Consider the following 19554-nt stretch of genomic DNA (forward strand, 5'->3'; position numbering starts at 1 on the left):
CGGTCTGGGCCGAAGGAGCGGACCGTCTGCCACGCCTGGTCGGGACGCACGTCGTACGTCTCGGCCAGCTGCGCGTAGATGGACTGGGTCAGCTCGAGCCGAGTGCTACCAGCGCGCCGGGTACACCACCTGGGCCGCGCCCTGGCCGCGCCGGACCGGTTCCGCGGCCGCCAGCCAGCGGCCGTCACGCAGGCGTTCCACGCCCGTCGCCGCGCCGATCTCCGCCGGCGCCGTCGAGAAGCCCTGGCCGCGGGCCTTCAGCACGGCCGTCTCGGGCAGGTCGAGGAACTCCTGCTCGACCTGGGCGGCCGCCGAGTTCCGCTGCGACGCCCGCGGCGCCGCGATCGCGTTCTCCAGCGACAGTCCGCGGTCGATGCGGCCGAGGAGCACCTGCAGGACCGTCGTGATGATCGACGCGCCGCCCGGGGAGCCGGTCGCGAAGAACGGTCGGCCGTGGTCGAGCACGATCGTCGGCGCCATCGACGAGCGCGGCCGCTTGCCCGGGCCGGGCAGGTTCGGGTCGGGCACGCCCGGCGTCACCGGCGTGAAGGAGAAGTCGGTCAGCTCGTTGTTGAGCAGGAACCCGCGGCCAGGCACGACGATCCCGCTGCCGCCCTCCTGCTCGATCGTCAGCGTGTACGCGACGACGTTGCCCCACTTGTCGGCGACCGTGAGGTGCGTCGTGTTCTCGCCCTCGTACGGCGTCGGCGCGGCCGTCGCGCCCGCCGCGCACGGCGCCGGGTGCTTCGGGTCGGCCGGCGCGACCGGGCTGGTCGCGGCCTTGTCCTTCGAGATCAGGCACGCTCGCGAGTCGGCGAAGCGCTGGCTCAGCAGTTCGCGCGCCGGGACGTCGATGACGGCGGGGTCGCCGATCCAGCGGTTGCGGTCGGCGAAGGCGAACCGCGTCGACTCCAGGAAGTACTGCAGGTAGTCGGTCTTGCTCGCGTGCTTGAGGTCGAAGTTCTCGAGGATGTTGAGCGCCTCGCCGACAGTGAGCCCGCCCGAGGACGGCGCCGGCATGCCGTAGACGTCGAGGCCTTCGTAGGTCGCGTGGGTCGGGGTGCGCTCGATGGCGCGGTAGGCGGCGAGGTCGGCGGTGCCGAGCTTGCCGGGGCGCACGTTCAGCGTCGAAGCGGGATCCTTCGGCGGCTGCTGCACCGTCTTGGCGATGTCGGCGCCGATCGGGCCCCGGTAGAGCGCGTCGACGCCGTGGCGCTCGAGCTGCGCGTACGTCGCGGCGAGGTCGGGGTTGCGGAAGACGGTCCCGGGGGTCGGCGGCGCGCCGCCGGGCAGGTACAGCGAGCGCGTCGACGGGAACGCGGCGAACCGCGCGGCGTTGTTCGCGATCTGCGTCTGGAACGTCGGGTCGACGACGAACCCCTTGCGCGCCAGGTCTTCGGCGGGCTTCAGGGACTTCGCCAGCGAGCGCGTCCCCCACTTGCGGAGGGCCTCGGACCACGTCGCGGGCGTGCCCGGGACGCCGACGCTGAGCCCACTCGTGACGGCGTCGTTGAAGGGCAGCGGCTGGCCGTTCTCGACGAACAGGTTCGCGTCGACAGTCTTCGGCGCGGTCTCCCGGCCGTCGAGGGTGTGGACGCGGTGGGTCTTCGCGTCGTAGTAGACGAGGAACCCGCCCCCGCCGACGCCGGCGGAGAACGGGTCGGTGACGCCGAGCGCGGCGGCGACCGCGACGGCCGCGTCGACGGCGTTGCCGCCGTCGCGCAGGACCTGGGTGCCGATCGCGGTGGCGTCGGCGTCGATGCTGGCCACGGCGCCCCCGAAACCGACGGCGACCGGGGACTTCGGCGTGGGGGTGGCGGCGGTGGCGGGTCCGGCGGCGACGGTCGTGAGGAGCGCGGCCGTGGCGGCGATGACGAGGGTGCGACTCCGGTGCGCGGGCATGCGGGCGAGTCTGCCCCTCGGACCAGGCACGTTCAAGACGCCAAAAGGCGACGCGCCCGCCTGGTCAGAATTTTACGAGTTTCCCCAGACTTCGAAATTGGATCACATGGCGGAGTGACGCTGCCCACGTCGCTGCCACAGAATCGTCCGGCGCGGCCCTGCACAGCCGCGCACAGCGAGGGCAACCGAAAGGACAACTGAAGATGACCGCACCACGCAGATGGCGCCGCCTGCTCGGCGCCGCTGTGGCCGTCTCGACCTCCCTGCTGGTCGTGACCGCCGCCGGAGCCTCGGCCTCGCCCGGCCTTCCGGACCAGGACGCGTCGAACAACCACGAGATGGGCGCGGCCATCCGCGCCCACGACGGCGTCGCCCCGGCCGGACTGGCGCCGGCGTCGGTGGACGCGAGCGTCCCCGGCATCGACGTCAGCTCCTACCAGGGCAACGTCAACTGGGCGTCGTACTGGAGCGCGGGCAAGAAGTTCGCCTACGTCAAGGCGACCGAGGGCACCAGCTACCAGAACGCGTACTTCAGCCAGCAGTACACCGGGTCGTACAACGTCGGCATGATCCGCGGGGCCTACCACTACGGCCGCCCGGACGGGGCCGGCGGCGCCGCGCAGGCCGACTACTTCGTCGCCCACGGCGGCGGCTGGTCGAAGGACGGCAAGACGCTCCCGGGCACGCTCGACATCGAGTGGGGCCCGAACAACGCGTGCTACGGCAAGACCCCGGCCCAGATGGTGGCGTGGATCAAGGCGTTCAGCGACGAGTACCACGCGAAAACGACCCGCTGGCCGGTCATCTACACGGCGACGAGCTGGTGGAGCCAGTGCACCGGCAACACGGGCGACTTCAGCTCGACGAACCCGTTGTGGGTGGCGCGGTACGCGTCGTCGGCGGGGACGCTGCCGTACAACTGGGGCTTCTACACGTTCTGGCAGTACAGCTCCTCGCCCATTGACCAGGACCAGTTCAGCGCGGACATTTCCCGGTTGAAGGTGCTGGCGACGGGCTGATCCCGACTTCCGCGGGTTACGCGGGTGGCGCGGTCGACGGAAGACTCGGCCGCGTCACCCACGCCGTGGAGGGAAACCCGTGCGCCTGACCGCCCTGCTCCCCCTGCTCACCGCCGTCCCGCTCTTCGTGTCTCCCGGGGTGGCCACGGCCGCGCCCGGCTGCTTCGACCCGTCCGTGCCGCTGACCGTGGAAGAGCAGCGCCTGACCGCTGCCTTGCCGGCCGGCGGCCCCGCGGTCGGGCCCGAGCTGGTCCGGCTGGCGGGCCTCGACCCCTTCGTGGCCGAGGTGAAGCACGACCTCTGCGCGGCGCGCACCCCGCGTCGTGCCGAACACGTCGTCACGCAGGCCGGCGACCGGCTGTGGCGGACGGCTGTCGACCGCGCGCAGGGCCGCCGGCCGGACCTCGGCACGCTCGACCGCTTCGACGACCGGCCGCTGTACTGGGCGCGGCTGCAGCTCAGCAGCGCGATCCGCCAGTGGACGTCGTTCCCGTCGCGGCGGGATGCGCTGCTGACGGCGTTCGACCGCGGCTCGCGCGGCCTCGACGACGTCCGGTTCCCGCTCGGAAAGACGCGGCGGGTCATGGTGAGCGGCTTCGACCCGTTCCAGCTGGACGGCCCGGGCATCACCATCTCGAACCCGGCGGGGGCGTCGGCGCTGCAGCTGGACGGGCGCGTCCTCGACACGCCGTCCGGCCCGGCCGTGGTCCAGGCGGTGAGCTTCCCGGTGGTGTGGGGGTACTTCGACCAGGGCATCGTGGAGGCGGCGTACGGCACGGCGTTGCGCGACCGCGCGCGGCGGCCCGACGTGGTGCTGACGATCAGCCAGGGCCGTCCCGGCCGCTTCGACGTCGAACGCTGGGCCGGCGCCTGGCGAGGTGGCTTCCCGGACAACAACAACGTGTCGGTGACGGGCGGGGTCCCGCCGGCCGCGGGCTGGCCGCAACCGGACGTCCAGTTCATCGAGACGACGCTGCCGTACTCGCGGATGCTCGAGGTGACCGGCGCTTACCCGGTCAACTTCAACCAGGCGTTCTGCGTGTGGCCGGACTCGTCGCACCCCGGTACCGGGACGCCGGTGTGCCGTTCGGACGCCCCGGCACCCGGGGAGATCGCGGCTTCGGGCGGGGGCGGGAACTACTTGTCCAACGAGTCGATGTTCCGCGCGAACCGGGTCCGGTTGGGCTTGGGCTTGACGTCGGTGGCGGGCGGTCACCTGCACACGCCGGTGCTGGGCCAGCCGGTGGGCTTGGCCGACCCCGACTTCGAGGCCCGTCGTCAGGCGATCGCGTCCGAGGTGATCGCGTTGACCTCCGCCGCGGCCGGCTCGCCTCGAGCGGTTTCCATGCCAGCGAAGGAATCTCCGCGGGCGGCGGTTGAGTCCCTGCCGGGCACGGTCCTCCCCCGGTGACGCCTTGTCGACTCCCCAATCGCGAGTGATGCCCCTCCAATCACAAGAGATGCCCGCTCAATCACGAGTGATGCCCCTCTGATCACGAGTGGTACCCCGGCGGACACGCGAGTTCGCCTCCCGATCACGCGAGTTACGCCTGCGATCACGTGAGTTCCGTCTTACATCACGCGAGTTCCGGGTTCCATCACGCGGATTCGGTTGTTCCACACGCGGAACCACCGTGCGCCAAGGGGAATCACCCGTGTCTGGAGGGAATCTCGTGTGATTGAGCGGGCATCACTCGTGACTGGAGGGGCATCTCGCGCGATGGGGGGTCGACACGGGTCGCTAGATCAGGTCCAGCGGGTCGAGCTGGATGCGGATCGGTTCCGTCGCCTTCTTCGCGTCGCGACGGGCCGCGGCCGCGTGGATCGACGCCGACAAAGCCTTGCCCTCCGCCCGGGACACCCGGACCAAAGCCCGTTCCCGCTCGGCATTGCCCTCTTCGTCGATCTCTCCGAGAGGAACCGGACCCAGCACCTCTCCCGACGGCGGAAGAGGCAAGTCCGACAGGAAACCGGCCACAGCGTCCGGACTCCCCTCCACACTCGCCATCCGCATCGCCGGCGGGAAGCCCAGCTCCTGGCGCTCGGCCAGCTCCTGCCCCGCGTGCCAAGCCGGGTCCCAGCGGACCAGGGCCTGCACCACCGGCATGCCCGCCTCGGCCCCGACGATCACCCGGCCGCCGGCGGAAGCCGGGCGGACCAGGGAAGCCGCCGCCATCCAGCGGCGCAAGGCCTCCTCCCCCGCCCGCAAGTCCTGACGCCCCAGCAGAGCCCAGCCGTCCAGCAACAGAGCCGCGCCGTAGCCGCCCTCGGCCACCGGTTCCGCTCCCGGTGTGCACACCACCAGCGCCGGCTTGCCCGGGACCGACGCCAGCACCTCCGCCGCTCCCGAAGTCCGGACCGGGATGCCCGGGAACGCGCGCCCCAGTTCCTCCGCCGTCCTCTTCGCGCCGACGATCACCGCGCGCAGCCTCACCGAGCCGCACGCCGTGCAACGGAACGCCGTCTCCGGGACGCCGCACCAGCGGCATGCCGGGGGCTTCGGCTGACCGTCCACCGAGCCGCCGGGCAACGCCAGCGGCCCCGCGCACCGGCGGCAGTGCGCCGGCGTGCGGCAGTTTCCGCAGGCCAGACCCGGGACGTACCCGCGCCGCGGCACCTGGACCAGCGTCGGCAAACCCGCCGCGAACGCTTGCCGCGCGGCTTCGAACGCCACCGCCGGCAGCCGGGCGACGCGGGCGGCCTCGTCGCGGGCGACGTCGAAGTCCTCGCCGACCGGGGTGACGCGGGGAGCCGCGGACCGCAGCACCGTGCGGTCGGCCGAGACCGGCGCGGCCCAGCCCGACTCGACCAGCAGCTGGGCCTCGGCCGTGCGGGCGAACCCGCCGACCAGCAGAGACGCCTTCGCCGCGTGCGCGCGGTCCATCAGGACGTCCCGGACGTGCGGGTAGGGCGCGTGCGGGTCGAGGTGCAGGTCGTCGCCGTCGTCCCAGACGACGAACAGCCCGGGGTCGTGGACCGGCGCGAACATCGCCGCCCGCGTGCCGACCACCACCCGCACCGCGCCGCGCAGCACCGCCAGCCAGCGCCGGTAGCGCTCGGCGGGCCCGAGCCCGGCGATCAACGCCACCACGGCGTCCTCCCCGACGATCGCCGCGCACGCCTCGTACACCCGGGTCAGGTCGCGGTGGTCCGGCACCACCAGCACCGCGCCGCGGCCGGCCGCCGCCACGGAACCGGCGGCTTCGGCGAGCCGGCGCGGCCAGTCCTCGCCCGGCAGGGCCTGCCAGACGGCGTTCGCGGGCTTGCCCTCGGCGAGGGCCTCCAGCAACGCCGGGCCACGCTGGTAGCGCGCCCAGGCCGCGGTGTCCGGCGCCTCCGGCGGAGCCGCGGGCGGCAGGGCCGGCTCGCCCTCGGCCTTCGCGTGACGCGGCGGGATCGCCAGGCGCAGGACGTCCGAGAGCGTGCCGCCGTAGCGGTCGGCGACCGCCCGGCACAGCGTGTGCAACGACGGCGGCAGCACCGCCTCGGCCGAGGTCACGCGGTCGAGGAACGCCAGCTTGCTGCCGTAGTCGCTGGTCTCGCCGCGCTCGATCAGGTAGCCGTCGACGAGCTGCCCGGCGAACCGGACGCGGACGCGGCAGCCCGGCACGGCGGTCTCGTGCAGCTTCTCCGGCACGAGGTAGTCGAAGGTGCGGTCCAGGTGGGCCAGCGGGATGTCGACGACGATCCGCGCGACCGGCCGCTCGGGCGCGGGCGACTGCGCACCCTTGGCCTTCTGCCCCGGCTTCGGCTTCGACTTCCGGGCACGCGACGGCGCCGCCGGAGCGGCGGGCGGCTTCTCCGGGAGGTCCCAGAGAGCGGCGGGCTCGGAGCTACTCACGCCGTGATCTCTACCAGACCCCTCCGACAGCCCGAGCGCCAGAACGCCGTGAAGGCCACCTCGAGGACCATAGAGTCCCTCAAGGTGGCCTTCACGGACCACGAACGTGTCAGGCGCCGGCCGCGTTCTTCAGCGCCTCGGCGCGGGCCGTGCTCTCCCAGGGGAGGTCCAGCTCGGGCCGGCCGAAGTGGCCGTACGCCGCCGTCGGCGCGTAGATCGGGCGCAGCAGGTCGAGGTCGCGGATGATCGCGGCGGGCCGGAGGTCGAAGACCTCGGTGATGGCCTGCTGGATCTTCGACGGGTCGACCGTCTCGGTCCCGAACGTCTCGACGAACAGGCCGACCGGGGCCGCCTTGCCGATCGCGTAGGCGACCTGCACCTCGGTCCGCGACGCCAGCCCGGCGGCGACGACGTTCTTGGCCACCCAGCGCATCGCGTACGCGGCGGAGCGGTCGACCTTGGACGGGTCCTTGCCGGAGAACGCGCCGCCACCGTGGCGGGCCATGCCGCCGTAGGTGTCGACGATGATCTTGCGCCCGGTCAGGCCGGCGTCACCCATCGGGCCGCCGATGACGAAGCGGCCGGTCGGGTTGACCAGCAGCCGCGCGCTGGAGGTGTCGATGCCCAGTGCCTCGATCTCGGGGCCGACCACGTGCTCCTTGACGTCGACGCTGAGCATCCGCTCGAGGTCGATGCCGTCGGCGTGCTGCGAGGACACGACGACCGTGTCGAGGCGCACCGGCTGGTCACCGGCGTACTCGATGGTCACCTGGGTCTTGCCGTCCGGGCGCAGGTAGGGCAGCACGCCGTCCTTGCGGACCGCGGTCAGCCGCTTCGACAGCCGGTGCGCCAGCGCGATCGGCAGCGGCATCAGCTCGGGGGTGTCCGAGCAGGCGTAGCCGAACATCAGGCCCTGGTCGCCGGCACCCTGGCGGTTGATCTCGTCCTCGTCCGACTCGACGCGCGACTCGTACGCGGTGTCGACGCCCTGGGCGATGTCGGGCGACTGCGAGCCGATCGCGACGTTGACGCCGCAGGAGTTGCCGTCGAACCCCTTGGCGGAGGAGTCGTACCCGATCTTGAGGATGACGTCGCGGACGATCGTGGGGATGTCGGCGTACGCCTCCGTGGTCACCTCGCCGGCGACGTGCACCTGGCCGGTGGTGATCAGGGTCTCGACCGCGACCCGGCTGCGAGGGTCCTTCGACAGCAGGCCGTCGAGGATCGAGTCGCTGATGGCGTCGCAAATCTTGTCGGGGTGTCCTTCGGTCACCGACTCCGAGGTGAACAATCTGCTGCTAGACGCGGTCACGGTGGCCGTCACTTCCTCACCTAGACGTCGGATGCCCCGCAAGTTAGGCACCCCTTATCAAATGCAAGCGTACTGACTATCGCTCGGAGGACGGTCAACGCTTCATGAAGCTCACAACAGCGTCCCACAGAGTGGACGCCAGTTCAGCCTTCGCGCCGAGAGGAATGGGGATTTCCGTGCCGTCGGAGCCGAGCAGCCAGCCCGAATTGTCCTCCGTGCCGAACGCCTTGCCGTCGCCGACCGCGTTGACGACCAGCAGGTCAGCGCCCTTGCGCTTGAGTTTCACGCGGGCGTGGTCGAGGACGTCGCCGTGCTCGTCGCCGGTTTCCGCGGCGAATCCCACGACGACCTGACCCGGGCGCCGATCGCGCACCAGTTCGGCCAGGATGTCCGCATTGCGGTCGAGCGTGATCACGGGGTCCGGCTGGTCGTCGGACTTCTTGATCTTGTGGTCGGCCCGGTTCGCCGGCCGGAAGTCGGCGACGGCGGCGGCCATCACGACGACGTCGGCCGATTCGGCCGCGGCGTGCACCGCCTGCCGCAGCTCCTCCGCCGTCGACACGTGCGAGACGACCGCGCCCGCCGGGTCCGGCAGCGCGACGGTGTGGGCGGTGACCAGGGTGACCTCGGCGCCGCGCTGGGCGGCGACGCGGGCCAGCGCGTAGCCCTGCTTGCCGGACGAGCGGTTGCCCAGGTAGCGGACCGGGTCGAGCGGCTCGCGGGTGCCGCCCGCCGACACGACGACGCGGACGCCTTCGAGGTCGCGCGGGAGGGCGTCCGGCCGGGCCAGCAGCAGCCGGGCGAGGTCGACGATCTCGGCGGGGTTCGCCAGGCGGCCCTTGCCGGTGTCGACGCCGGTGAGCCGGCCGGAGTCCGGCTCGGTGACGATCGCGCCGCGCGAGCGCAGCAGGGCCACGTTGTCGCGGGTCGCGGGGTGCTCCCACATCTCCGTGTGCATCGCCGGGAAGAAGGCGACCGGGCACCGGGCGGTGAGCAGGGTGTTCGTCAGCAGGTCGTCCGCGATGCCGTGGGCGGCCTTCGCGAGGAGGTTCGCGGTGGCCGGGACGACCAGGACCAGGTCGGCTTCCTTGCCGACGCGGACGTGCTGGACCTCGGGGACCTCGGTGAACACGCCGGTGTGCACCGGGTGCCCGGAGAGGGCTTCGAAGGTGGCCGCGCCGACGAAGTTCAGCGCGGCTTCGGTGGGGACCACGCGGACGTCGTGACCGGATTCGGTCAGCCCGCGCAGCACCTCACAGGCCTTGTAGGCGGCGATGCCGCCGCCCACGCCCAGGACGACCTTGGGTTTACTCACCCTCGGTGTGCTCGAGCAGGCCACCGTGGATCTCGCGCAGCGCGATCGAGAGCGGCTTCTCGCGCGGGCCCGGCTCGACGAGCGGGCCGACGTACTCGAGCAGGCCCTCGCCCAGCTGGGCGTAGTAGTCGTTGATCTGGCGGGCACGCTTGGCCGAGTAGATCACCAGCGCGTACTTCGAGCTGACCTTCTCGAGCAGGTCGTCGATCGGCGGGTTGGTGATGCCCTCGAGCTCTTCGTGCAGGGTCGCCTGAGTCGTCACTCGTGGTGCTCCGAATCCTGGGGAATACCGGCGGCAAACTGCTCGCCGGTAATCAAGTTTAGCAAGTGCTCGGCGGCGTCCCGCACGTCGGCGTTGACGACGCGGTGGTCGAACTCGCCGGCGGCGGCCAGTTCACGCTCCGCTTCCGCCAGCCGGGCCTGCACGGCGGCCTCGTTCTCGGTGCCGCGCCCGGTGAGCCGGCCGACCAGTTCCTCCCAGGACGGCGGCATCAGCATCACCAGCCGGGCCTCCGGCATGGCCGCGCGGACCTGCCGGGCGCCCTGCAGCTCGATCTCCAGGATCGCCGGGCGTCCCTCGGCGAGGGCCTTCTCGACCGGCTCGCGCGGGGTGCCGTAGCAGTTGCCGGTGAACTCGGCCCACTCCAGGAGCCGGCCGTCGGCGACCATCGCGTCGAACTCGGCGCGGTCGACGAAGTGGTAGTGCGCGCCCTCGACTTCGCCGGGGCGGGGCTTGCGCGTGGTCACCGAGACGCTGAAGTAGATGTCGGGCTCCAGCTTCCGCAGCTCGCCCACCACGCTCGACTTCCCGACCCCCGAAGGCCCCGATACGACGGTGAGCCGGTGCCGGGGGATGTCCCCCGCCACCGGCTCACTGCCGCGGTCGGCGCCCGGGGTCACCGGGCAGTCACGACCGGCGCCGTTCACTCGCCGCTGAACTCGGCCAGCAGCGCCTTGCGCTGCCGGTCGCCGAGGCCGCGAAGGCGACGGCTGGGGGCGATCTCCAGTCGTTCCATGGTCTGCTGCGCGCGGACCTTGCCGACGCCCGGAAGGGCCTCGAGCAGAGCCGAAACCTTCATCTTGCCGAGGACTTCGTTCTCCTCGGCCTGCTTCAGCACGTCGACCAGAGTGGTACCGCCCCGCTTCAGCCGCTCCTTCAGCTCAGCACGGATCTTGCGAGCGGCGGCGGCCTTCTCCAGCGCCGCAGCGCGCTGTTCCTCTGTCAGCTGGGGAAGTGCCACGTTTTCCTCCGGATAGTTCTCAAAACTGGGTGGGTGACGCGACGGTACCCACCCGTGAGCACCGGCCACAATGCGGGGGTGCCTGGTGGGACCCGGTTCCGGGCCCTGCTATTGGTCGTTTTCCTGCGGGTCGGCCAGCACTTCGGCGACCCGTTCGACCGCTTGGCGCAAAGCCGCTTGCTCCGGCCCGTGCTTCAGGATGTCCCGGGACGACGCGGGCAGCACGCCTGGCAGGGACGCACCGAAAAGCGCACGCAAATCGGCCACAGTGGCTCCCTGGGCCCCGAAACCGGGCGCCAGCACCGGTCCGTTGAGCCGCGAGAGGTCCAGTTCGCCCGGCGCAACCGTGGCGCCGACCACGACACCCACATCGCCGAGCGGCCCCGCGGATGCGTTGAGCGCCGCCGCCGAGTCGACGATCGCCTGCGCGACGGTGCGCCCGTCGGGCAGCTTCGCGTTCTGCACCGCGGCCGCTTCGGGGTTGGAAGTTCGCGCAAGCACGAAGATGCCGCGCCCCGCGGCGACCGCCGTTTCGGCGCATTGGACCAAAGAGCCGAACCCGAGGTACGGCGAAACGGTGATCGCGTCGGCCGCGATCGCCGCGCCCTCGGCCACGTATGCGGTCGTGTACGCCGCCATCGTGGAGCCGATGTCGCCGCGCTTGACGTCCAGCAGCACCAGTGCGCCGGCTTCGCGCGCGGTTTCCACGACCCGTTCCAGCACGCGGACGCCCGCGGCTCCGAAACTTTCGAAGAACGCCGACTGCGGCTTCACGATCGCCGTGCGCGCCGCCAGGACCTCCGTGGCCGACAGCGCGAACCGTTCCAGGCCCGAAGCGTCCACCGGGAGCCCCCAGGCCTCGAGCAGGCCCGGGTGGGGGTCGATCCCGGCGCACAGCGGGCCCCGGTCCGCGATGGCCTTCGCCAGCCGCGCCCCGAACCGTTCCCGCTCCGAAGACGCGGTCACGACTTCGCCTTCAGCGCCGCCTGCAGCTCCTGCAGGGACTTGACCCCGATGTCGCCCCGGATGAGCGCCTCGATGCCGTGCACGGCCGCCGCGGCGCCCTGCACGGTCGTCACGCACGGGATGTCGCGCGACACCGCGGCGGTGCGGATCTCGTAGCCGTCGACGCGCGGACCGCTGTTGCCGTAAGGAGTGTTGATCACCATGTCGACGTCACCGTTGAGGATGACGTCCACGATGTTCGGCTCGGCTTCGGTCGAGCCCTCGTAGTGCTTGCGCACCACGGTGCACGCGACCCCGTTGCGCCGCAGCACTTCCGCGGTGCCGGACGTGGCGAGGATCTCGAACCCGAGGTCCGCCAGCCGCTTCACCGGGAACACCAGCGAGCGCTTGTCGCGGTTGGCGACCGAGACGAACACACGCCCGGACGTCGGCAGCGAGCCGTAGGCCGCGCTCTGCGACTTGGCGAACGCCTTGCCGAAGTCGACGTCGACGCCCATCACCTCGCCGGTGGACTTCATCTCCGGGCCCAGCAGCGAGTCGACGCCGTGTCCTTCGGGCGTGCGGAAGCGGTGGAAGGGCAGCACGGCTTCCTTCACCGCGACCGGCGAGTCGGCCGGCATCCGCCCGCCGTCGCCCTCGGCCGGCAGGACCCCGCTCTCGCGCAGGTCCTTGATCGTCGAGCCGGTCATGATCAGCGCGGCGGCCTTGGCCAGCGGCACCGCCGTCGCCTTGGACACGAACGGCACCGTCCGCGACGCGCGCGGGTTGGCCTCCAGGACGTACAGGACGTCGTCCTTGAGCGCGTACTGGACGTTCAGGAGCCCGCGCACGCCCACGCCCCGCGCGATGGCCTCGGTGGAGCGCCGGACGGCCTCCAGGTCGGTGTGCCCGAGCGTGATGGGCGGCAGTGCGCACGAGGAGTCGCCGGAGTGGATCCCGGCCTCCTCGATGTGCTCCATGACCCCGCCGAGGTAGAGCTCCTCGCCGTCGAACAGCGCGTCGACGTCGATCTCGATGGCGTCGTCGAGGAACCGGTCCACGAGCACCGGGTGCTCGGGGTTGATCTCGGTGGCGCGGCTGATGTAGCCGGCCAGGGTCTCCTCGTCGTAGACGATCTCCATGCCGCGCCCGCCGAGCACGTACGACGGCCGGACGAGCACCGGGTAGCCGATTTCGTCGGCGATCCGCTTGGCGCCCTCGAACGACGTCGCCGTGCCGTAGCGCGGCGCGGGCAGCCCGGCCTCGGTGAGCACCTCGCCGAACGCGCCGCGGTCCTCGGCCAGGTGGATGGCCTCCGGCGGCGTTCCGACCACCGGCACGCCGGCGTCGGCGAGCCGCTTGGCCAGGCCCAGCGGGGTCTGGCCGCCGAGCTGGACGATGACGCCGGCGACCGTGCCGGACGCCTGCTCGGCGTGCACGACCTCGAGGACGTCCTCGAAGGACAGCGGCTCGAAGTACAGCCGGTCGGACGTGTCGTAGTCGGTGGACACGGTTTCCGGGTTGCAGTTGACCATGACGGCCTCGAACCCGGCCTCCCGCAACGCGATCGCCGCGTGCACGCAGGAGTAGTCGAACTCGATGCCCTGGCCGATCCGGTTCGGGCCCGAGCCGAGGATGAGCACCTTCGGCTTGTCCGGCTGCGGCGCCACTTCGGACTGCGCCTCGGGGTCGGACTCGTAGGCCGAGTAGTGGTACGGCGTGTTCGCGGCGAACTCGGCCGCGCAGGTGTCCACGGTCTTGAACACCGGCCGCACGCCGAGGCGGTGCCGCAGCGCGCGGACGCCGTCCTCGCCGGCCAGTTCCGGGCGCAGCGCGGCGATCTGGCGGTCCGACAAGCCGGTGCGCTTGGCGCGCCGGAGGAGATCCCCGGTCAACACGGGCGCGTCGCGGACCTCGGCACCGACCTCGCCGATGAGGGCGATCTGGTCGATGAACCACGGGTCGATGCCGGAGGCTTCGTGGACCTGCTCGACGGTGGCGCCCAGGCGCAGCGCGAGTTCCACTTCGTAGAGCCGGCCTTCGTGCGCCGTGCGCAACGAGTCCAAAGTGGACTCGACGGTGGCGCCCTCGGGATCGGGCAGGGTCCAGAACCCGGTCGCCTTCGTCTCGATCGAGCGCATCACCTTGCCGAGCGCCTCGGGGAAGCTGCGGCCGAACGACATCGCCTCGCCGACGCTCTTCATCGTCGTCGTCAGCGTCGGGTCCGCGCCCGGGAACTTCTCGAAGGCGAACCGCGGCATCTTCACGACGACGTAGTCCAAAGTGGGCTCGAACGCCGCGGGGGTCGCCTTGGTGATGTCGTTCTGGATCTCGTCGAGCGTGTAGCCGATGGCGAGCTTCGCGGCGATCTTGGCGATCGGGAAGCCGGTGGCCTTGCTCGCCAGCGCGGAAGACCTCGACACGCGCGGGTTCATTTCGATGACGACCATCCGGCCGTCTTCGGGGTTGATCGCGAACTGGATGTTGCAGCCGCCGGTGTCGACGCCGACCTCGCGCAGCACCGCGATGCCGACGTCGCGCATCACCTGGTACTCACGGTCGGTGAGCGTCATGGTCGGCGCGACGGTGACCGAGTCGCCGGTGTGCACGCCCATCGCGTCGACGTTCTCGATCGAGCAGACGACCACGACGTTGTCGTGCTTGTCGCGCATCAGCTCGAGCTCGTACTCCTTCCAGCCGAGCACGCTCTCCTCGATGAGCACCTCGGTGACGGGAGATTCGGTGAGCCCGGTCGACGCGAGCCGCTCGAGGTCCTCGGGCGTGTGCGCCATGCCGGACCCGAGTCCGCCCATGGTGAACGACGGCCGGATGACGACCGGCAGGCCGAGTTCCTTGACGGTGTCCCGGACCTCGTCCATGTCGTGGCAGACGCGGGAGCGCGGGACGTCGGCGCCGATGGAGCGCACGATGTCCTTGAACTTCTGCCGGTCCTCGCCGCGCTGGATGGCGTCGATGTCGGCGCCGATCAGCTCGACGCCGTACTTGTCGAGCACCCCGCGCTCGTGCAGGGCGACGGCGCAGTTGAGCGCGGTCTGCCCCCCGAGGGTCGCCAGGATCGCGTCGGGGCGCTCCTCCGCGATGACCTTCTCGACGAAGTCCGGCGTCACCGGCTCGATGTAGGTGGCGTCGGCGAACTCGGGGTCGGTCATGATGGTGGCCGGGTTCGAGTTCACCAGGGACACGCGCAGGCCTTCGCTGCGCAGCACCCGGCAGGCCTGGGTACCGGAGTAGTCGAACTCCGCGGCCTGCCCGATCACGATCGGCCCGGAGCCGATCACCAGCACGTGCTGGATGTCCGTCCTCTTCGGCATCAGGCCTTCTTCTCCATGAGCAAAACGAAATCGTCGAACAGGGGCGCCGCGTCGTGGGGGCCGGCCGCGGCTTCGGGGTGGTACTGGACCGAGAACGCCGGGACGTCGAAGGCCCGCAGGCCCTCGACCGCGCCGTCGTTGGCGCAGTAGTGGCTGACCTGAGCCGCGCCGAAGGGCGACTCGAAGCGCTGCCCGGGCTCGCCTTCCAGGGCGAAACCGTGGTTCTGCGCCGTGATCGCCACCGACTTCGTGGCGACGTCGATCACCGGGATGTTGATGCCGCGGTGGCCGTAGCGCATCTTGTACGTCCCCAGGCCGAGCGCGCGGCCCAGTACCTGGTTGCCGAAGCAGATGCCGAACAGCGGGATCTCGCGGCCCAGGACCTGCTTGGTCAGCTCGGTCGCGTGCACCGTGGTGGCCGGGTCGCCCGGGCCGTTCGACAGGAACACGCCGTCCGGCTCCACGGCCAGGACGTCTTCCAGCGACGCGGAAGAGGGCAGCACGTGCACCTCGATGCCGCGCTTGACCATCTGCCGCGGGGTGTTGGACTTGATGCCCAGGTCCAGTGCGACCACCCGGAAGCGCGTCTCCCCCGAAGGCGAGACCACGTACGGCTTCGGCGTGGTGACCTGGCCGGCCAGGTCGGCGCCCTCCATCTTCGGGCTCGCCAGGACCTCGGCGACCATCTCGTCGACGGTGCCCAGCGCGTCGCCGGAAAACACCCCCGCGCGCATCGCGCCGAGTTCGCGCAGGTGGCGCGTCAGCGAGCGGGTGTCGACCTCGGCGATGCCGACGATCCCCTGGTTCACCAGCTCGTCGTCCAGCGTCCGGCGAGAGCGCCAGTTGGACGGCGTGCGCGCGGGGTCGCGCACCACGTAGCCGTTGACCCAGATCTTCGAGGACTCGTCGTCCTCGTCGTTCCAGCCGGTGTTGCCGATCTGCGGCGCGGTCTGCACCACGATCTGCCCGTGGTAGGACGGGTCGGTCAGCGTCTCCTGGTAGCCGGTCATGCCGGTGCAGAACACCGCCTCGCCGAGGCTCCGCCCCTGCGCGCCGTAGGCGGCGCCGCGGAACACCCGGCCGTCTTCGAGTACCAGTGCGGCCTGAGCGCGCGCGTTCACTGGGCACCTCCCTTGATCTTGAGCTGTTCGATCCACTGTGGATAGTCGTCGAGGTCGTCGCCCCGGAAGCCGGTGTCGAGCTCGGCGTCGCCGGCCCGCCAGGTGAGCACCAGCAGCGCGTCGGTGCCCATCACCTTCCCGGCGATCTTGTTGTCCCGGCGGACGCCGGTGACGGCGTCGCGCGGGATCCAGAAGTCGGGCGCTCCGCCGCGTTCGACCGCGACGCCGCCGTCGTGCAGCCGCAGGACCGCGCCGGTGCGCAGGCCCGCGCCGCGGGTGACGACCCGGTTCTGCCACTCCCCCGCGAACGTCGTGGCGACGTAGACGCCGGTGGACTCCAGCAGCGCGTCGCCCGCGTCTTCGGGGATGGCGGGGAACGGCGGCACCTGCACGCTCTGCGAGCGCGCCTTGCGGCGCCAGCCGACGTACATGCCCCACAGGCAGAGCAGGAAGAAGGCGACGATCGCCAGCACCAGCCAAAGGCGTTCCATCAGCAGACCTTCCCGTCCCGCGCGGTGAGCCGCCCGCGCAGCAGCGTCGCGGTCACCACACCGGGGAGCCGCATTCCCTCGTACGGGGTGTTGGCGGCGATGCTGGCGAGCTCGGCGCCCCGGACCGTCCACTCGGCGTCCGGGTCGACCAGCGTCAGGTTCGCGGGCTCCCCCACCGCGATCGGGCGGCCCTGGTCGGCCAGGTTGCCGATCTCGGCGGGCCGCTCGCTCATGACGCGGGCGACGCCGCGCCAGTCGAGCAGCCCGGGGCGGACCATGGTCTCGGCCACGATGGACAGCGCCGTCTGCAGCCCGAGCATCCCCGGCCGCGCGGCGGTCCACTCGGTGTCCTTGTCCTGCACCGCGTGCGGCGCGTGGTCGGTCGCGACGCAGTCGATGACGCCCTCGGCCAGGGCCGCCCGCAGCTTCTCGGCGTCGGACTCCGTCCGCAGCGGCGGGTTCACCTTGTTCACCGGGTCGTAGGTGGCCAGGCGCTCGTCGGTGAGCAGCAGGTGATGGGGCGTGACCTCGGCCGACACCTTGGTGCCGCGGTCCTTCGCCCAGCGCAGGACGTCCGCGGTGCCCGAAGTGGAGACGTGGCAGACGTGCAGCCGCGCCTTGGCGTGCAGGGCCAGGAGGCAGTCGCGGGCCACGATGGACTCCTCCGCGGCGGCCGGCCAGCCGGTGTAGCCGAGCCGGGCCGCGCGCTCGCCCTCGTGCGCCTGGGCGCCGACGGTCAGCCGCGGCTCCTCGGCGTGCTGCGCGATGACGACGTCGAGCGCGGTCGAGTACTCCAGCGCGCGGCGCATCAGCAGCGGGTCGGCGACGCAGAGGCCGTCGTCGGAGAAGACCTTGACCCGCGCCTGCGAGTTCGCCATGGTTCCCAGCTCGGCGAGCTTCTCGCCCTTGAGCCCGACGGTGACCGCGCCGACCGGGTGGACGTCGACCAGGCCGACCTCCTGCCCGCGCCGCCACACGTGGTCGACGATCACGGCGTTGTCGGCGACCGGGTCGGTGTTGGCCATGGCGAACACCGCGGTGTAGCCGCCGAGCGCCGCCGCGGCCGAGCCGGAGTCGATCGTCTCGGTGTCTTCGCGGCCGGGTTCGCGCAGGTGGGTGTGCAGGTCGACGAAGCCGGGGAGCAGCACCTGGCCGCCGGCTTCGACGATTTCGGCGTCTTCGGGGACCTGGACGGCGCCGATCGCGGTGATCACCCCGTCCTCGACCAGGACGTCGACCGGGTCACCCTCGCCGTACGGGCGGGCGCCCTTGATCACGGTGCTCACGCGGCGGCTCCTTCACTGGCCAAGAGGTGGTAGAGGACCGCCATCCGGACGTGGACGCCGTTGCGGACCTGTTCGGTGATGGCCGAGGCCGGGGAGTCGGCGACCGCGCTCGCGATCTCCATCCCGCGCAGCATCGGGCCCGGGTGCAGGACGACCGCGTGGTCCGGCAGGAGCTTCTGCCGCTTTTCCGAGAGGCCGTAAGCGATCGAGTACTCGCGTGCGCTCGGGAAGAACCCCCCGTGCATGCGCTCCGCCTGGACCCGCAGCATCATCACCGCGTCGACCGCGGGCAGCTCGGCGTCCAGGTCGTGCGAGACGGTGACCGGCAGGCTCTCGACGCCGTAGGGCAGCAGCGTCGGCGGCGCGACCAGCACCACCTCCGCGCCGAGGGCCGAGAGCAGGTGGATGTTGGAGCGGGCGACCCGGCTGTGCAGGACGTCCCCGACGATCGCGACCCGGCGGTCCTTGAGCGAGCCGAGGCGTTCCCGCAGCGTCGCCGCGTCGAGCAGCGCCTGGGTGGGGTGCTCGTGGGTGCCGTCGCCGGCGTTGACCACCGAGGTACCGGGCTCGGCGAGCCACTCCGAGAGCCGCTGGGCGGCGCCGCTGGCGGGGTGCCGGACGATCACGCAGTCGGCGCCCGCGGCGGCCAGCGTCAGGGCGGTGTCGCGCAGGGACTCCCCCTTGTTCACCGAGGAGCTGGACGCGGAGACGTTGATCACGTCCGCGCTCATCCACTTCCCGGCGATCTCGAACGACACCCGCGTGCGCGTCGAGTTCTCGTAGAACAGGGTGATCACCGTGCGGCCGCGCAGCGTCGGCAGCTTCTTGACCTCGCGGCCGAGCAGGGTGTGCTTCAGCTCGTCGGCCGTGTCCAGCACGGCCGTGGCCAGCGCCGGGTCCAGCCCGTCGGTGGCGAGCAGGTGCTTCACGAATCTTCTCCAGGTACTTCTTCGGTCGGGCCGCTTTCCGATGGACGGAGCAGCACCGCGTCGCGGCCGTCGATCTCGGCCAGCAGGACGGACACGCCCTCGGTGCGGGCGGTCGGCACGTTCTTGCCCACGTAGTCGGCGCGGATCGGCAGCTCACGGTGGCCGCGGTCGACCAGCACGGCCAGCTGCACCGCGCGGGGGCGGCCGTGATCACGGAGGGCATCGAGCGCGGCCCGGATCGTGCGGCCGGAGAAGAGGACGTCGTCGACCAGGATCACCACCCGGTCGTCGATGCCGTCCGGGGGCAGCTGCGTCTGTTCGAGCGCGCGCGGCGGGCGGCGGCGGAGGTCGTCCCGGTAGAGGGTGACGTCGAGGGCGCCGGTCGGCGGGCGGACGCCGGAGAACTCGCCGATCTTGTCGGCCAGGCGGGCCGCGAGCGGAGTGCCGCGGCTGGGGATCCCGAGCAACACGGGCGGGGTAGTGCTCTCCGCACCGTTCGCGGTTTTTTCGATGACCTGATGGGCCATTCGGGCGATCGTGCGCGCGACATCGCCGGCCGTCAGGAGCTCGCGCTCCCCGGCCGAACCAGCCGCGCCACGCGGACGTGACGACACTTCGGACTCCTTCCCCGCCTCACCGGACGGGTCCTTAAAGGACGTCTGTTCCCCTGCTGGTCGGGGCTTTCCCACCGACAGTAGCAGGCACTTTGCTCAGTCTTACGGGTGGTGTGGCGTGATTCGCGGCAAGCTCCTGCTTGACCTGGTGACAACAATGCGTAACCATTACTCTGAGTATTCGACTCGAAGAGTCCCCTGGACCG

Annotated in this window: 16 protein-coding genes; 2 read left to right on the forward strand and 14 right to left on the reverse strand. The window is 71.5% G+C overall.

Going from position 1 to position 19554, the window contains the following annotated elements; translation table 11 throughout:
* Positions 1-105: 105 nt before the first annotated feature.
* A complete protein-coding gene (ggt, locus tag AB0M59_RS18720; RefSeq protein ID WP_364616502.1) occupies positions 106-1902 on the reverse strand; it encodes a gamma-glutamyltransferase in 1797 nt (598 codons plus the stop codon).
* 203 nt (positions 1903-2105) lie between these two features.
* On the opposite strand from ggt, the gene AB0M59_RS18725 reads away from it, so the two are divergent.
* Positions 2106-2921: a lysozyme gene (locus AB0M59_RS18725; protein WP_364616505.1), complete on the forward strand. Its 816-nt coding sequence runs from the start codon at positions 2106-2108 to the stop codon at positions 2919-2921.
* A 79-nt stretch (positions 2922-3000) separates the two neighbouring features.
* On the forward strand, positions 3001-4332 hold the full coding sequence (locus AB0M59_RS18730) for a hypothetical protein (protein WP_364616508.1): 1332 nt from the start codon (positions 3001-3003) through the stop codon (positions 4330-4332).
* Between the two features lie 330 nt (positions 4333-4662).
* On the opposite strand, the gene AB0M59_RS18735 is transcribed toward AB0M59_RS18730, so the two are convergent.
* The 13 genes from AB0M59_RS18735 to pyrR all read right to left on the reverse strand — a co-directional run bounded on the left by AB0M59_RS18735 (position 4663) and on the right by pyrR (position 19348).
* Positions 4663-6762, reverse strand: a complete 2100-nt coding sequence (locus AB0M59_RS18735) for a primosomal protein N' (RefSeq protein ID WP_364616511.1) — start codon at positions 6760-6762, stop codon at positions 4663-4665.
* Between the two features lie 109 nt (positions 6763-6871).
* Entirely contained in the window at positions 6872-8074 is a 1203-nt protein-coding gene (gene metK, locus AB0M59_RS18740; protein WP_364616807.1) for a methionine adenosyltransferase, read from the reverse strand.
* A gap of 94 nt (positions 8075-8168) precedes the next feature.
* Complete coding sequence (gene coaBC / locus AB0M59_RS18745; RefSeq protein WP_364616514.1) at positions 8169-9389, reverse strand: bifunctional phosphopantothenoylcysteine decarboxylase/phosphopantothenate--cysteine ligase CoaBC; 1221 nt, start codon at positions 9387-9389, stop codon at positions 8169-8171.
* Positions 9382-9651, reverse strand: a complete 270-nt coding sequence (gene rpoZ / locus AB0M59_RS18750; RefSeq protein ID WP_005152353.1) for a DNA-directed RNA polymerase subunit omega — start codon at positions 9649-9651, stop codon at positions 9382-9384. The genes coaBC and rpoZ overlap by 8 nt, the downstream gene beginning before the upstream one ends.
* A complete protein-coding gene (gmk, locus tag AB0M59_RS18755; RefSeq protein WP_364616517.1) occupies positions 9648-10316 on the reverse strand; it encodes a guanylate kinase in 669 nt (222 codons plus the stop codon). Before gmk ends, rpoZ begins: the two co-directional genes overlap by 4 nt.
* Positions 10313-10630, reverse strand: a complete 318-nt coding sequence (gene mihF, locus AB0M59_RS18760) for an integration host factor, actinobacterial type (protein ID WP_013224622.1) — start codon at positions 10628-10630, stop codon at positions 10313-10315. The genes gmk and mihF overlap by 4 nt, the downstream gene beginning before the upstream one ends.
* A gap of 108 nt (positions 10631-10738) precedes the next feature.
* Entirely contained in the window at positions 10739-11596 is an 858-nt protein-coding gene (pyrF, locus tag AB0M59_RS18765; RefSeq protein ID WP_364616520.1) for an orotidine-5'-phosphate decarboxylase, read from the reverse strand.
* Positions 11593-14907: a carbamoyl-phosphate synthase large subunit gene (gene carB, locus AB0M59_RS18770; RefSeq protein ID WP_364616523.1), complete on the reverse strand. Its 3315-nt coding sequence runs from the start codon at positions 14905-14907 to the stop codon at positions 11593-11595. Before carB ends, pyrF begins: the two co-directional genes overlap by 4 nt.
* Complete coding sequence (gene carA, locus AB0M59_RS18775; RefSeq protein WP_364616526.1) at positions 14907-16028, reverse strand: glutamine-hydrolyzing carbamoyl-phosphate synthase small subunit; 1122 nt, start codon at positions 16026-16028, stop codon at positions 14907-14909. The genes carB and carA overlap by 1 nt, the downstream gene beginning before the upstream one ends.
* On the reverse strand, positions 16025-16519 hold the full coding sequence (locus AB0M59_RS18780) for a transporter (protein ID WP_364616529.1): 495 nt from the start codon (positions 16517-16519) through the stop codon (positions 16025-16027). Before AB0M59_RS18780 ends, carA begins: the two co-directional genes overlap by 4 nt.
* Positions 16519-17805, reverse strand: coding sequence for a dihydroorotase (locus tag AB0M59_RS18785; protein ID WP_364616532.1), 1287 nt, complete (start codon positions 17803-17805; stop codon positions 16519-16521). Before AB0M59_RS18785 ends, AB0M59_RS18780 begins: the two co-directional genes overlap by 1 nt.
* On the reverse strand, positions 17802-18734 hold the full coding sequence (locus tag AB0M59_RS18790; RefSeq protein WP_364388022.1) for an aspartate carbamoyltransferase catalytic subunit: 933 nt from the start codon (positions 18732-18734) through the stop codon (positions 17802-17804). Before AB0M59_RS18790 ends, AB0M59_RS18785 begins: the two co-directional genes overlap by 4 nt.
* Positions 18731-19348, reverse strand: a complete 618-nt coding sequence (gene pyrR, locus AB0M59_RS18795) for a bifunctional pyr operon transcriptional regulator/uracil phosphoribosyltransferase PyrR (protein ID WP_364616534.1) — start codon at positions 19346-19348, stop codon at positions 18731-18733. The genes AB0M59_RS18790 and pyrR overlap by 4 nt, the downstream gene beginning before the upstream one ends.
* Between the last annotated feature and the right edge of the window lie 206 nt (positions 19349-19554).

The sequence above is a fragment of the Amycolatopsis sp. NPDC051371 genome (assembly GCF_040682155.1).
Classification (GTDB): Bacteria; Actinomycetota; Actinomycetes; order Mycobacteriales; family Pseudonocardiaceae; genus Amycolatopsis.

Excerpts from the sequence above, each read along its gene's own strand:
- ggt (WP_364616502.1), bottom strand. The coding sequence starts at position 1,902 with ATGCCCGCGCACCGGAGTCGCACCCTCGTCATCGCCGCCACGGCCGCG.
- AB0M59_RS18725 (WP_364616505.1), top strand. The coding sequence starts at position 2,106 with ATGACCGCACCACGCAGATGGCGCCGCCTGCTCGGCGCCGCTGTGGCC.
- carB (WP_364616523.1), bottom strand. The coding sequence starts at position 14,907 with ATGCCGAAGAGGACGGACATCCAGCACGTGCTGGTGATCGGCTCCGGG.
- AB0M59_RS18780 (WP_364616529.1), bottom strand. The coding sequence starts at position 16,519 with ATGGAACGCCTTTGGCTGGTGCTGGCGATCGTCGCCTTCTTCCTGCTC.